The sequence below is a fragment of the Fibrobacter sp. genome (assembly GCF_045601785.1).
Taxonomy (GTDB): Bacteria; Fibrobacterota; Fibrobacteria; order Fibrobacterales; family Fibrobacteraceae; genus Fibrobacter.
In genome coordinates this window covers 33,504-46,889 of the sequence record NZ_JAZSAF010000044.1, presented here as the reverse complement: position 1 = coordinate 46,889, position 13,386 = coordinate 33,504, and the positions used below count along the sequence as shown (strand labels likewise).

Sequence of the window (13,386 nt, the reverse complement as noted above, 5' to 3'; positions counted from 1 at the left end):
GATTTGTTATGGCGACAGAAATTGAATCTTTGTTGGAATACACGCTGAACGTGGGAGCCTCTGAGCTTGTGGTGACCGAAGGGGCATCTTCGGCGGTGCGCCTTGCAGGTAAGGTGTGCATGATTCCCGATGCACCCGCTGTTGAAATGGGTGCGCTTCGCAACTTCCTCGGTTCGATGGAAGGCGAGTCGGGTACGCTGATGGGTGGGCCTTGGTGCGGTTCGCGTTTCCGCGTACGCTATAGCCGTACGGCTCTTGGAAATACGGCGACGTTTAGGCCAGTTCTCGATGAATGTCCCGATTTCAATGCGCTGGGAACGCCGGAGTCCTTGGCGAGTCTTCTTGGAATTCGTTCGGGGCTTGTCGTGTTCGCGGGCCCCGCCTGTAGCGGCAAGACGACGACGGCGACGGCTTATGTGTCGGCGCTTTGCCAGTCGGGTATTATGCGCGTGAGCCTGCTCGATGCCGACAAGGAACTCCCGGTGAAGACAGGGGAGAGCCTGGTGCTTGAAAATTCGAGCGGAACGGTTCCCGAAAAAATGGAGCAGGCGCTCCGCAGCGGTATCGACCTGATTTGGCTTGGAAACTTTGAAGACCAGTCGATTATTCCGGTGCTGCGTGCAGCCGAATCGGGTGCACTTGTGGTGCTTACGGTGACGGCGGGCAATGCGGTGGGTACGCTCGATGCCCTGCTTTCGTCGGAGTCGCTCGAAAAGCGCGACATGGTACGCAACATGCTTGCCTCCGTGTTGAAGGCGGTGGTGGTACAGCGCCTGTTGCCGGGTGCGCAGGGTGTCGTTCCTGCCTGGGAAATCCTCTACGGCACGCAGAACGTGGCGTCTAGGATTCGTGGCGGTGAATACTATACGCTTCCGTCGATTATGGCGGCGTCGGCATCCGAGGGCATGCTGCTCATGGACGACTGCCTTGCTGAACTGGTGAACTCTGGCTTTGTGTCTCAAGAGGATGTGGCGCGGTATGCGTCGAATCCGGCTCGCATGGGATAAGCTGAAGGTTCTGGGGCTGGGGCTTGCCCTGTGCTCTTTTGCCTTTGCCGAAGGGGATTCCCTTTCGGCGGTTTCTGCTGCTTCTGAAATTCCGGCGCTCGATTCGCTGGTGAAGTTGGTTGCCAGAGATTCCACTGCGGCGACTCCTGTTGCAGATACCGTCGCGGTCGATTCCGCAGCACCGACCTCGGCAGATTCTGCAGCGTCCGCCGCCCCGGCAGAGCCTGCAGCGGTGACCGTTGCAGATTCCGCCGCCCCGCTCAAGACGGTCCTTTACCTGGGCGGCGGCGAACGCTCCCCGTGGTTCCAGCTGGGCGTGCTCTATGCAATCGAAGAATACGGCATTCCTGTTGACTCGATTGTAGCGACTTCTTGGGGCGCCTGGATTGGTGCCTTGTGGTCCCGCGGAGTGCCGCTCGACGAAATCCAGAAACTGATGCTGGATTCGGCGGTCGCTCCTTATGTAGGCCACGATCTCTCTTCTGCCGAGAACCGTGCAGGCTACCGTGAAGCAGATCTTCTGGAGTGGCCCATTTCTGTTTCGGGCCTGCCTTCGATTCGCCAACGCTTTACCTTGTCTCTCGATTCGGCGCATTTCTTGGAACGCCAGAAAAAACTGCTGACGCCCGATTCGATGCAGGTGGTCCGTGCCCTTGCAAAGCTCCGCTTGCAAGAAAGCCTTTACCGCCAGCGTTCCAGCTACAAGATTCCCCTGGCGGTGCAGGCTTGCGAATCGGGCAAGCCGGTGCTGATTGGCAATTCCACTCCGCAGGTCATGGCATCGCTTCCGCTATGGGAAAATGCGGGTGGAGAGCTCTGCCCCTACTACGCGATGCCAGCCGAGGACAATGTCGCCGAACTTTCGGTCATTGTGGCTTCCGACCCGCTGCGAGCTCCCTTGCCGGGCTCCGCCGCAGAGCAGCTATTAAAGCGCCACGCCGCCGATGTACTGGCAAGTCAGCCGGGTGTCATCGTTCGTGCCCATACCATTTTGGATACCGCCCGTGCGGCATGGATTCAGGCGGGTTTCACTTCGTTCGAAAAGCGCCTTTCTAGCTTTGCGGTGCTGAATGGTCGCCGAACCGACTACTCGAAGGACCGCGTTGCGGCAAAGCCCTGGTTCCGCTTTGAACCCTCGTACGACAGCCTTGCCTCGCAGGTGCAGAATGCGGTTCGGTCGAATTGGGACGATTCCGATACGGGCATGGTCGCGGTGGAAAAGTTTAGCTATTCCTTGTTGCAGAATCCGGCGTACGACTCGCTGGACTTGAATATGCTGCCTAGCGGCAACGTGGCGGTGGAGTCTTCGGTGCATCCGGTGGTCGATGTGGCTGCAGGCGGATTTGGTTCCAATGTGATTGGCGCGAACGCCTATTTCGAGGCGGGTATGCGTTATGTGGACCATATCGAAATTGAACTGGTTCTTGCCGGGTTCTGGGGCATGAGTTCCTACGGGGTTCAGCCGCGCCTGAACATCTCGAAACTCTGGAACAGGCATTGGAGCCTGCAGCTGGGCTACGACTATTTGAGCCTTTCTCCGCTCAAGTCGTTCAATAACGAATACCATCGAAATATTCGTGTCGAAGGCGAAGAACGCAGCGACCTGAAGATGAATCTGGTGTACACGGTAGATAGCCGTCAGCAGGTTTCTGCCGAGTTCATTTTTGGCTCCAGGACATTTGACCTGGATTCCGCGTACTACGGTGGCCGCGACATCAAGACCTACCCAGTTTCACCGATGCTTCATTACCGCTACCTGAACGGCTCCGACGACAACTGGTTCGCTGACAACGGATACGTGCTGAATGTCTTTGGAGGCTTCGAATCAATCGGCTACGACGACGGCATCATCGACGTGGTTCCCATCTATTGGAAAATGCTTGCGGATGCTCGCTACACGGTTTCTCCGGTATCTTTTGTAACCTTGACGGTGGCGGCGGCTGGTGCGATTGAACGCTACCACGACGAGGGCCATGGCTATGTATCGCCCAAGTCCTTTGAAATTGCCCCGCTCGATGTGGCGTACCGTCAGCATGCCGCTGCGACACCCTGGTCTACCGAATGGTACAATCCGGAACTTTCGTCGCACGAATATGCTATGCTCAGGTTCAATGCGGGGCTGCACGGTGCCTATTTCGGAGCGTGGGTCTTTGGTGCCTACTACCATGATTTCGAAGACAGCCCCTACGCGGAACTCGACGTGGACAAGTTCGTTCTTGAACCGGCGCTACGCTTTGCGTACCGTTCGCTGGTGGTCTATGCGGGCGTGAACCGCGTTCTGGATAAAAACGGCTTCAGTAGCTTGCACCATCTCAAGCATTACGATTACTTTATCCGAATCGGAAATTACGAATTCTAAAAACTAGACGGCCAGCGGCATCCAGGGCTTGACTTCGTTCACCGAGGTGAGCTTGCCTTGCAGCTTGCGGCGGATGGCTGCCGCTGCAATCATGGCGCCGTTGTCGGTACTTAGGCTGCGTTCGGGAATGCAGAAGGTAATACCGTGCTTTCCGCAGTAATCCTGCAGGCGTGTGCGCAGCCAGGCGTTCGCGCTCACGCCGCCGCCGACCACGAGAGTCTTCATCTTCGTCTTCTTGAGTGCCGTGATGGTCTTGGTGACAAGGCTATCGACAATGGCGTCTTCGAGCGAAGCGCAGATGTCGCCGATATTCTTCTGGATGAATTCGGGGTCGTGTGTCTCGGTGTAGCGGAGTACGGCGGTCTTTAGGCCGCTGAACGAAAATTCGCAGTTGTCGTGGACATGCAGTGCGCGCGGGAAGTCGACGAATTTGCGGTTGCCGTCTTTGCCGAGTCTGCTGATGGTGGCCCCTGCCGGGTACTTGAGCCCGAGCAGCTTGCCGCATTTATCGAATGCTTCTCCGGCAGCGTCATCGCGGGTGCGGCCGATGCTTGTGTATTTGAAACCCGGTTCTTCGAGAACGAGTTCCGTGTGTCCGCCCGAAACGGTAAGCGTCAGGAACGGCGGCTCGATTTCGGGGTGGGTGAGCCATGCGGCGGCAAGGTGTCCTTCTAGGTGGTTCATGCCGTAGGCAGGAATCTGCAGGTCGCGGGCGAGTCCCTTGGCAAAACTTGCGCCGACAAGCAGCGGTCCCATGAGGCCAGGGCCTGTCGTGTAGGCGATGGCGTCGATGTCTGTCAGGGCAATCCCTGCTTCTTTGACGGCGGCTTCGGCAATGGGGGCTATCTTTTGCAGGTGGGCGCGGGCGGCGATTTCGGGAACGACGCCTCCGTATAGGGCGTGTTCGTCAATTTGGCTGTAGAGCGGGTTAGAAAGAACTTTTACGGGATCGTCTTGCAGAACGGCGCAGGCGGTTTCGTCGCAGCTGGATTCTATTCCAAGCCAGATCATGGGGAAACCTCTTCTAGAGAATCTTTTGGTGTGGCGTCCTTCTTGTCCATTTTGACAAGCGTCACTTTTTCAGGCTTGAGCTGGATAGCCTTGATTGCCATTTCGCGGTTGATCTGTGCCGGTAGCGAAAGCTTAACGGTAGGTGGCAGGCTATCGGCATCTTCGATGGCAAACCGGTTGTATTCGATTGCAATTTCGATGTGCTCCGGCGTAATGGAGTCGAGCGCCTGTTCTCCGCCCGTGATTTCAACCGAAAGCGTCTTGGGTTCCAGGGCGAAAGTGTCCCTGCTGAAAAAACCGATCAGGTTCACAGGAATGTTGCGGTAGGTCTTGCTGCCCATTTTCTGGATGTTCACTGAAATCTGGACGGTGGAGTCGCTCGGGGTGACAAATGCGGGCAGCGTCGAGAAGTCCAGCGGAATGTTGTATTTTTCGCTGGTCACCAGGGAATCGAAGAAGATGGAGTCGGTGGGAATGTCAATGATGCGGGTGAGTGCGTTTCTTGCACCAGAAACAAGCAATTCTTCGGGGGTAATCTTGGGCTCGTCGGCAATGAGGTAGCCCTGAGCCGCGTTGAAGGTCGCCGCAGACTTGATGGGAATGTTTCTCGTGATGCGTGTGTCGATGTCCAGGTCGACAAACAGTAGCTGGTTTTCAGGCTCTACAAAGTGAACATCGGGAAATCCGGCTGCGACAAAGTTCTTGCTGCCCAGGTGGATTCTTGTTGCGCCTAGTTCCGCCTGCTGCAGGTCGACAATCATGGCGATGGAGTTCTGCTTGTAGTCCTTGACGATATCGTTTAAGCGGATCAGATCCCACGACTTGCCTTCGACGGTGATATGCAGAAAGTGCGGCGGTTTCGACGCGATCGCCATCGTTTCCGGGAGCTTCACGAAGTTAAGGGGAACCTCCACCGAAAGTTGGAAATCCTTTTGCGATATGACAAGGAACCACAGGGCGATGCCAAATATCAGTGCGGTTATTTTTAATATGATGTTTCCCATAGAAGTCTCGAAGAACTGTCTAAAATTTAGTTATAATTCACCTCGTGTTCGGACAACTTGGCTATTTAATATCGGAATCTTTTCGCGGAATGAAGCAGCACCGCACGGTGATACTTCCTTCTTTTGCAACAATTTTCCTTTGCTCGCTTCTGCTATCTGCCTCGTTTACGGCTTTCGGAGCGGTCATGCGAATCCTTTCGATGGAAAAGAACCTGTATGCAGTCGAGGCCTTTTTGCCCGAAATGGTCGGCGAAGATTCGCTCAAGGTGATTGGGAATCGCCTTAGGCATACCAAGCATATTGATTCGGTCTCGTTTGTGAGCGCCGATTCCGCCCTGGCCGATTTCCGCAGGCATTTTTCGGGCGACATGCTCGACCTTGTCGAAGGAAACCCCATCCCGCCGTTTTTCAGGGTGACCCTGGACGAAGAAAGCAAGAACCCGTCCGACCTGGTCGAGGTAAGGAACATGCTTGCCCGCGAGGATTTCTTTGAAGAGGTGCAGGCTCCGGTGGAATGGGTCGAAAAAATTGCCGCCTGGAAGTTCCGCATGTTGTTCTGGCCGATATGCGTCAGTGTGCTCCTGCTTTTTACGCTGTCCCTGATTATCTGCAACTCCGTTCGGCTTTCGCTTCTGTCCCGTAGGCTCTTGGTCGAGAATATGAAGTATGCGGGTGGGAGTCATTTCTTTATCGAATTCCCGTTTGTGCTGCAGGGGGCGCTCCTTGGCCTATTCGGTAGCGGCCTTGCGGTTGCCCTGTTGGCGGCCATACTCAAGTCCATTGCCGATGTGTTCCCGATCGTGAGCGCAAACCTTTCTGGTCTGGGCCTTTCCTTGGCGCTGGTCATATTGTTGGTGACTACTCTTTCGGGGTATTTCAGTTTCCGCACGGTGCGCGCGTTCCTTTCGATCAAGCGCAATGAGCAGGATTGATGTATGAAACATCCTGTTTTGTTGCTTTGCCTTTTGCTTACTTTGACCGGCTTGTTCACGGATGCCTTTGCTGCAAAGGCGTCGCAAAAGTCGGCGACCAAGAAGACGGATGCGCAGATCAGCGAACAGAAGAACGCTCTCAAGAAACTCGAATCGGACTTGGCGAAAAAGCGCCAGGAGCTCGCCCTTCTTGAAACCGAAGAGAAGGGCGTGTTGAACACGATATCAGTTCTGGACCAAAACCTGAACCAGACCCGCGTATACATTTCGGAACTTTCGAAGAGCGAAGTGATGCTGGAACGCGCCATTGTACAGCTTTCTGCCGACATCGATTCCTTGGATCGAAAAATTGAAACGCGGAAAGAGGCGATGAAGAAGCGAATCCGTAACCTGTACGTGAATGGTCGCCACAGCGAAGCGCGGGTGCTCTACGGACTTTTGACGCAGAATGCGAACCCGGATAGGGAGGTCTACTGGGTGCATCATATTCTGAACCAGGACAGGCAAGAAGTGGAAATGCTCCAGCAGCTATTGCAGGAACGCGACGAAAAGAAGATGCTCGAAACGGCGCACCTGGAAGACTTGAAGAGCCTGCGTTCCAAGAAGTCTGCCGAAGAAAAGGGCCTGGTGTCGCAGATGAGCGGTCAAGAAAAGATGCTGATGAGCCTAAAGCACGACCAGAACATGCAGCGCCGTGCCCTGAAGGAATTTGAACAAAACCAGAAGACGATGCTTGCGCTCATCAAGAAGTTGGAACAGAAACGCAAGAAGGAAATTGAGCAGGCCAAAAAGGAAGAAGCCGCACGCAAGGCCCGCGAGAAGGCGAAGAAGGACAAGAAGAAAGACAAAAAGACGCCGGCCAAGACGGTCGAGAAGCCAAAGATCACGGTCGCAGAAACGGTTAAGGGACCGAAGTGCACTCCGATGAAGGGCGAAATCATCAGCAACTACGGCCTGCAGGAACATCCGGTGCTGCACATCATGACGCGTAACCTTGGCGTCGAAATTCGCGGCAAGCGTGGCGATGCCGTACGCGCCGCTGCGGCAGGAACGGTGGTGATGGTAGCTGAAATTGATGGCCGCGGTCCGTCGGTGATTATCGAACATGCGGGTGGAACGTACTCGGTTTATGGGCATCTCAAGTCGATTCGCGTGCAAGAAGGAAAAGAAGTGCGAAATTGCGAAGAAATTGGCGAAGTGGGCGATGTTGCTTCGTTAAATGGAATTAAATTGTATTTCCAAGTGAGCGAGGGTACACAGACCGTGGACCCCTTGCTGTGGTTGAAAGAAAAATGATCGAATATACGCTACATGGTCCCGTTTCGCAGGAACGCGCGCGCATCCGGCTGATGTCGTCGCTCCGTGAGAACCGTTTCCCGCAGTCTATTTTGATAGATGGTCCGGCGGGCATCGGGAAAAAGGCGCTTGCCATGGAAATTGCGCGGGCGCTCCAGTGTACCGATCCGAACATGCGACCCTGCGGTCACTGTTTTGGCTGCCGCATGGCCGACGATAGCGGCGCCACCGAAGGTTGGGTGGTGCCCATGGAATCTGCAGAGGCTCATGCCCGCAGTTCCGACGACGTCTCGGCAGGGAGCAAGGCTAAAACCATCGAAGATTTCAAGAAGGCCTACATCGAAGAGATCCAGAAGAACCCGTACCGGGTGGACATCTTTTCGACGGGAGCATTCATCTCGGTCGACTTGATTCGACTCATGACATCGAGTTTCGCCATGAAGGGCGACCGCATCCGCACGGTAATCATCGCCGAGGCGGACCGCATGAACGAATCCGCTTCGAATGCGTTTCTCAAGACGCTCGAAGATGTTCCGCCGAACACTTACTTTATTCTCACGACATCATCTCGTGAAAAGATGCTCCAGACGATTCGGTCGCGCTGCCTCGCGCTGCACCTGTTGCCGTTGTCCGATGCTGAAGTTCGCAGCGAGGTGATGAAGGTTGCAGGTGAAGAATTTGACGAATCGAGCCTGACCGATGATATTGTGGGACTTGCTGTGGGTTCTCCGGGCAAGGCGCTCTACTACGCCGAACATGGCAGCGCCTGGTGCAAGTTTGCCGCCGACTTTGTGCAGAAGTCCATTCGTGGCGACTATACGGACCTGTTCCTGCAGCTCAAGGAAATGTCGCTTGATGACGCGTACGAAGCGAATCGCTTCTTGGAGGTTCTGTCTTTTTTGCTGACGGACATGCTGCGCTCTTTGGCGGGCGCTCCCTTGCGCTTACCCGAAACCACTCGGCTGGTGGACATTTCGAATTATCCGCGGATTAATGCGACGGCCATTGAACTTGCGGTGGTGACTGTTCAAGAAACGATGTCCCGCATCGATTCTCGCCGCATCTCGCCTTCGATGAGTATGCAGGCTTTGTCGCTAAAACTGTTCGAGGGTTACAAGTAAAATGGAACTCCCTGCGGCAGAAAAAACCTTGAACGAACGACTCGCATCGGCAATGTCTGCGAGCCTGCGCATTCCCCATGTGGTGGCGCGGTTCTTGGTTTCCCGTGGTGTGAGCTCCATTTCCGAGGCTCACCGCATGCTTTGCGGCAATGCGGGCGACGTACTCGATCCTTTTCTGATCAAGGGCATGGAATCGGCTGTTGAATGGCTTCTGGATGTCCGCGACCGCCATGAAAAGGTCTTTGTGTTTGGCGATTACGACCTGGACGGAATGTCTGCCGTGACGCTCATGACGCGCGCTTTAGCGGAACTGGGGATTGAATCCGATTGGCGGCTTCCGAACCGCTTTGGCGATGGCTACGGGCTTTCCGCATCGGCTGTCGAAGAGATGCACCAGGCGGGAGCCCGTTATGTTATTACGGTGGATACGGGTATTACTGCGAATGCCGAAATCGCGCTAGCAAAGCAGCTGGGAATGTCTATCCTGGTCATCGACCACCACCAGCCTTCGGGCGATGGACTTCCCGATTGCGATGTTCTGCTGGATCCGCACCAAGAGGGTGATACCTATCCGAATCCGGAACTCTGCGGCGTCGGCGTCTCCTATAAGTTTATCTGCGCCGTGTATTCGCGCCTTTCGATGCCGGAACCGACAAAGTTCTTGGACCTTGTTGCTCTTGGAACCTTAGCCGATCTGGTGCGGATGACGCCAGAAAACAGGGTGTTTACCAAGTGCGGTCTCAAGTCCATCGAATGTAGTTGCTGGCCTGGCCTCCAGGAAATGTATGGCGACCTTATGAAACGCCACGGTAGCGTGGGCGGCATCGATGTGATGTACAAGTTTGCTCCGCTCTTGAATGCGCCTGGCCGCATGGAACGCCCCGACCCGGCACTCAAGCTGCTGCTAAGCCCGAACATGGCGACGGCGAATGCCTTGATGGCGGAACTGCGCGAATGGAACAGCAAGCGCAAGCAGAAAGAAGCTGAAATCACCGATATGGCGCAAGCCCAGATGAAGGCCATGTACGGTGACACGCTCCCGACGGTCATTGTGGTCGCGGGCAACGACTGGCATGTGGGAGTCATCGGCATTGTCGCGGCAAAGCTTGCGCAGGAATACCACCGCCCGACTGCGGTGCTTTCGATTAAGGACGGCATGGCTCATGCGAGTGCCCGCGCCGTTCCGGGCTTCAACTGGCACAAGGCTCTTTTTGAATCGAGGGATCTCTTTGACCGCTGGGGCGGCCACGCCAACGCGGCGGGCTTCTCTCTTGCAGCAGACAAGATCGACGAACTGAGAACTAGGCTCGCGGCTTCTGCGCAAAGTCAGAACTACACCGGCGAAGAGGAAGTCGCCACGGAACCTTATTCCTACGACATCTGCGTTTCGCTGAACGAACTCATTGTCGATTCGTCGCAGTACATGCCGGTCCATGAGAACGCCAAAAAGAACCAGCTAATCTCGGTGCTCGACTTTATCGACCTGCTTGAACCTTTCAGCGGCAATTTCCCGTATCCGGTTTTCCGCGCCGACAACATCAAGGTGCATCGCCTTCGTGAACTCAAGGGTGGCCACCTGCAGATGGACATTTCTCAGGCAGGCAGCCGCGTGTTCCCTGCCATTGGCTTTGGGCTTCGCAAATACAAGAACCTGCTTTCCAAACCGGTCTCGGTCATTTTTGAACCCACCTGGAATTACTTCAACGACAAGAAATCCCTGCAGCTCTGCATCAAGGCCATTGAACCTTACACCGAAACTTCTTCCGAAGGGAACTAGTTTACCATGCACCTGCGAGACTTGCCAATCATCTTTTTGGTCCTTGCTTTTGCGGGGCTACTCTTTATCCTTTCGCAGATTCACCAGTATACTCCGGTCGTTTCCGTGGAGCCAGTCCCGGAACCAGAATCGCAGCAGTCCTTTACGGGCCGTGTCGTGATGCCTTCGCTGGACGACATCTATGTGCTCGATAATTCAGCGGGTCGGGACCTGTTGAAGTTCGAACGGTTTCTGCAGGGCCGTGCGGCGGGGCTTCATTTTGCGTCAAGTTCCTACTTCAAGTCGCACCGGTCGCGCAAGGGCAAGCAGGAAAGCGGGAACGTGATGATGGGCATACGACTCACGCTCGATTCACTCGGCGTGTTCACGCCAGAAATCCTTTTCAGCAACATCGACGACAAGGATTTTCAGAGCCTGGTGCTTTCGCAGATTCAGACCTATTGGCGCTACCCTCGTAGCGAAAAAGGGCGCCTCGTTGTCTGGGTGCCCGTCGTCTGGAAAGACCGCTAAAAAGCCGTCCTAGTCTGTCATGCCGGACTTAAAGCCGTCCTAGTCTGTCATGCCGGACTTGTTCCGGCATCACCATTTATTTACTTGTTCTTTAGAATCGCAAGGAGTTGCTCGGAGCGCTTCTCGATCAAGATGAAAGCTTCGAACATGCGGGCTTCGCGCCACTTTACCAAGTACTTCGCACGCCATTCCTCGGCCACCTCTTCGGGGTCTTCGTGGTGGGACTCGTTACGGTACCATTCTTCCTTCTTGATTTCCCGGATCATGTCGCCCATTTCGGCGGCAGGCTGCAGCGAACCTTTGCAGAGCAAGAGGGCGCGCAGGTTGTCCAGAAGAATCTCGTCGGTCGGGTTGTCGGAGTCTTCCCTGGCACAGTCCCAGATTTCTCCACGGTGGCGCTCGGTCCAGCCCATCAGATGCTTTTCTGTGCGTGCGAGTTCGCCCTTGGCGAGCTTTTCTTCGACGGCTTCGCGTGGGTAATAGATGCTGTTCGGATAGAATTCGATCATAGGGACTCCGAGTTAAAGCCTAGTGCCCGGGGCGGGACTTGAACCCGCACGAGGTTGCCCCCAAGGGATTTTAAGTCCCCAGTGTCTACCATTCCACCACCCGGGCTCGGGCGTGGTCTAAATATAGCAAAAAAGGAACCCGTGCGGGCTCCTTTTTAATGGATTGTCGCGCGGCTCTTACTTGATGATGAGCATCGAGTCGTCCCAAGCCTCGTGCTTTTCGAGGCCCAGGAGGTTGGCCGTCGTAGCAGCGATGTTGGAAAGACCCCAGTCGCCTTCCTTGAGGCCGAGCTTGCCGCCGGTTACGTTATCGTAAAGGATGCAGGGCACCTTGTTGAGCGTGTGGCTGGTCTTTGCCTTGAAGGTGCCGTCCTTGTTGACCTTCGGCATGCCGGTCTTCTTGTCGATTTCGTACATTTCGTCGGCGTTACCGTGGTCAGCCGTGATGATGGCGACACCACCGAGGGCGTCAATCACCGGGAGGAGACGTGCAAGGCCGATATCCACGGCTTCGATAGCCATCGTAGCAGCGCGGAAGCTACCCGTGTGGCCCACCATGTCGCCGTTCGGGAAGTTGCAGCGGAGCGTCTGGTACTTGCCGCTCTTCAAGGCTTCGATCATGGCGTCGGTGATTTCGGCAGCCTTCATCCACGGGCGCCGTTCGAACGGAACAACGTCAGATTCGATTTCCAGGTAGGTTTCGCCGTCGAACTTGCTGGAACGGTTACCGTTCCAGAAGTAGGTCACGTGGCCGTACTTCTGCGTTTCGGAGCAGGCGAACTGCTTGACGCCCGTTTCGGAAAGCCATTCGCCGCTGGTTTCCTTGATGGCCGGAGGCGGCACCAAGAAGCGGTTCGGGAGCTTGAGGTCGCCGTCGTACTGGAGCATGCCGGCGTAGCACACATGCGGGAAGCGCTTGCGGTCAAATTCGTTGAAGGATTCTTCTTCGAAGGCGCGGGTGATTTCGATGGCGCGGTCGCCACGGAAGTTGAAGAACACCACAGAGTCGCCGTCGTTGATGGTGCCGACCGGAGCGCCGTCCTTTGCAATCACGAACGGGGGCAGGTCCTGGTCAATAGCCTTGGTTTCGCCACGGAGGGTTTCGATAGCCTGCGTAGCGTTGTCGAAGTAGCGGCCTTCGCCCAGCACGTGGGTCTTCCAGCCGAGCTCCACCATCTTCCAGTTAGCGTTGTAACGGTCCATGGTAATCTGCATACGGCCACCGCCGCTAGCAATGCAGACGTCGAATTCCGGAGAGCGGAGTTCGTCGAGGAACTTTTCGAACGGGCCGACGTAATCGAGGGCGGAGGTTTCCGGAACGTCACGACCGTCGAGCAAGATGTGCACGCGGACCTTCTTCAGGCCTTCCTTCTTGGCCTGGGCGACCATGGCCTTGAGGTGGCTAATGTTGGAGTGGACGTTGCCGTCGCTGAAGAGGCCGATGAAGTGGAGCACGGTGTTCTTGGCGCGAACGTTCTCGGCGATTTCCTTCCAGGCGTCGCGGCCGAAGATGTCGCCAGAGACGATGGCGTCTTGCACGAGGGCGGCACCCTGGTTGTACACCTGGCCCGCACCGATGGCGTTGTGGCCCACTTCGGAGTTACCCATGTCTTCGTTGGTCGGCATACCGACGGCGCGACCGTGGGCCTTCAAGAGAACGTTCGGGTACATCTTGAAGAGGTTGTCGAGAGTCGGGGTGCGGGCAGCCTTGATGGCGTTACCTTCGACCTTATCGGTGATACCAAAACCATCCATCACGATGGTTACGACCGGTCCCTTGATGCCGGGGAAATTGGAAAGCTTCTTGAGCATAGTTTACTCCTGTTAAATTACGGGCGTAAAGATAGCTTTTTTTAGAAC

The 13,386-nt window shown here is 55.6% G+C and carries 11 protein-coding genes and 1 tRNA gene; 7 read left to right on the top strand and 5 right to left on the bottom strand.

What is annotated here, in order from left to right:
* The first annotated feature begins 8 nt into the window (after positions 1-8).
* Together ACKI61_RS06650 and ACKI61_RS06645 are read left to right on the top strand one after the other, a co-directional pair.
* A complete protein-coding gene (locus ACKI61_RS06650; RefSeq protein WP_407456974.1) occupies positions 9-1,007 on the top strand; it encodes an ATPase, T2SS/T4P/T4SS family in 999 nt (332 codons plus the stop codon).
* Complete coding sequence (locus ACKI61_RS06645) at positions 979-3,366, top strand: patatin-like phospholipase family protein (RefSeq protein ID WP_407456973.1); 2,388 nt, start codon at positions 979-981, stop codon at positions 3,364-3,366. The genes ACKI61_RS06650 and ACKI61_RS06645 overlap by 29 nt, the downstream gene beginning before the upstream one ends.
* Before the next feature lie 3 nt (positions 3,367-3,369).
* On the opposite strand, the gene tsaD is transcribed toward ACKI61_RS06645, so the two are convergent.
* Positions 3,370-4,377: a tRNA (adenosine(37)-N6)-threonylcarbamoyltransferase complex transferase subunit TsaD gene (tsaD, locus tag ACKI61_RS06640; RefSeq protein WP_173566503.1), complete on the bottom strand. Its 1,008-nt coding sequence runs from the start codon at positions 4,375-4,377 to the stop codon at positions 3,370-3,372.
* The gene (locus ACKI61_RS06635) at positions 4,374-5,381 is read right to left on the bottom strand and encodes a YbbR-like domain-containing protein (protein ID WP_407456972.1); all 1,008 of its coding nucleotides are present in this window, start codon (positions 5,379-5,381) and stop codon (positions 4,374-4,376) included. The genes tsaD and ACKI61_RS06635 overlap by 4 nt, the downstream gene beginning before the upstream one ends.
* Before the next feature lie 89 nt (positions 5,382-5,470).
* Between ACKI61_RS06635 and ACKI61_RS06630 the strand changes: the two genes are divergently transcribed.
* The 5 genes from ACKI61_RS06630 to ACKI61_RS06610 are packed head-to-tail and all read left to right on the top strand — an operon-like array spanning position 5,471 to position 11,017.
* On the top strand, positions 5,471-6,313 hold the full coding sequence (locus ACKI61_RS06630) for a cell division protein FtsX (RefSeq protein WP_407456971.1): 843 nt from the start codon (positions 5,471-5,473) through the stop codon (positions 6,311-6,313).
* A 3-nt stretch (positions 6,314-6,316) separates the two neighbouring features.
* On the top strand, positions 6,317-7,609 hold the full coding sequence (locus ACKI61_RS06625; RefSeq protein ID WP_407456970.1) for a murein hydrolase activator EnvC family protein: 1,293 nt from the start codon (positions 6,317-6,319) through the stop codon (positions 7,607-7,609).
* Positions 7,591-8,730 carry an ATP-binding protein gene (locus ACKI61_RS06620; RefSeq protein ID WP_407456969.1) on the top strand — a complete coding sequence of 380 codons (1,140 nt, stop codon included), beginning with the start codon at positions 7,591-7,593 and terminating at the stop codon, positions 8,728-8,730. Before ACKI61_RS06625 ends, ACKI61_RS06620 begins: the two co-directional genes overlap by 19 nt.
* 1 nt (position 8,731) lies before the next feature.
* Complete coding sequence (recJ, locus tag ACKI61_RS06615; protein WP_407456968.1) at positions 8,732-10,507, top strand: single-stranded-DNA-specific exonuclease RecJ; 1,776 nt, start codon at positions 8,732-8,734, stop codon at positions 10,505-10,507.
* A gap of 6 nt (positions 10,508-10,513) precedes the next feature.
* The gene (locus ACKI61_RS06610) at positions 10,514-11,017 is read left to right on the top strand and encodes a hypothetical protein (RefSeq protein ID WP_407456967.1); all 504 of its coding nucleotides are present in this window, start codon (positions 10,514-10,516) and stop codon (positions 11,015-11,017) included.
* An 80-nt stretch (positions 11,018-11,097) separates the two neighbouring features.
* On the opposite strand, the gene ACKI61_RS06605 is transcribed toward ACKI61_RS06610, so the two are convergent.
* The 3 genes from ACKI61_RS06605 to gpmI form a co-directional block, all read right to left on the bottom strand.
* Entirely contained in the window at positions 11,098-11,526 is a 429-nt protein-coding gene (locus tag ACKI61_RS06605; RefSeq protein ID WP_407456966.1) for a hypothetical protein, read from the bottom strand.
* A gap of 23 nt (positions 11,527-11,549) precedes the next feature.
* Positions 11,550-11,632: transfer RNA gene (locus tag ACKI61_RS06600), tRNA-Leu, on the bottom strand.
* Positions 11,633-11,703: 71 nt separating this feature from the next.
* Positions 11,704-13,338, bottom strand: coding sequence for a 2,3-bisphosphoglycerate-independent phosphoglycerate mutase (gpmI, locus tag ACKI61_RS06595; protein ID WP_407456965.1), 1,635 nt, complete (start codon positions 13,336-13,338; stop codon positions 11,704-11,706).
* Positions 13,339-13,386: the final 48 nt, after the last annotated feature.

Excerpts from the sequence above, each read along its gene's own strand:
- ACKI61_RS06650 (WP_407456974.1), top strand. The coding sequence starts at position 9 with ATGGCGACAGAAATTGAATCTTTGTTGGAATACACGCTGAACGTGGGA.
- ACKI61_RS06645 (WP_407456973.1), top strand. The coding sequence starts at position 979 with ATGCGTCGAATCCGGCTCGCATGGGATAAGCTGAAGGTTCTGGGGCTG.
- tsaD (WP_173566503.1), bottom strand. The coding sequence starts at position 4,377 with ATGATCTGGCTTGGAATAGAATCCAGCTGCGACGAAACCGCCTGCGCC.
- ACKI61_RS06635 (WP_407456972.1), bottom strand. The coding sequence starts at position 5,381 with ATGGGAAACATCATATTAAAAATAACCGCACTGATATTTGGCATCGCC.
- ACKI61_RS06630 (WP_407456971.1), top strand. The coding sequence starts at position 5,471 with ATGAAGCAGCACCGCACGGTGATACTTCCTTCTTTTGCAACAATTTTC.
- ACKI61_RS06625 (WP_407456970.1), top strand. The coding sequence starts at position 6,317 with ATGAAACATCCTGTTTTGTTGCTTTGCCTTTTGCTTACTTTGACCGGC.
- recJ (WP_407456968.1), top strand. The coding sequence starts at position 8,732 with ATGGAACTCCCTGCGGCAGAAAAAACCTTGAACGAACGACTCGCATCG.
- ACKI61_RS06610 (WP_407456967.1), top strand. The coding sequence starts at position 10,514 with ATGCACCTGCGAGACTTGCCAATCATCTTTTTGGTCCTTGCTTTTGCG.
- ACKI61_RS06605 (WP_407456966.1), bottom strand. The coding sequence starts at position 11,526 with ATGATCGAATTCTATCCGAACAGCATCTATTACCCACGCGAAGCCGTC.
- gpmI (WP_407456965.1), bottom strand. The coding sequence starts at position 13,338 with ATGCTCAAGAAGCTTTCCAATTTCCCCGGCATCAAGGGACCGGTCGTA.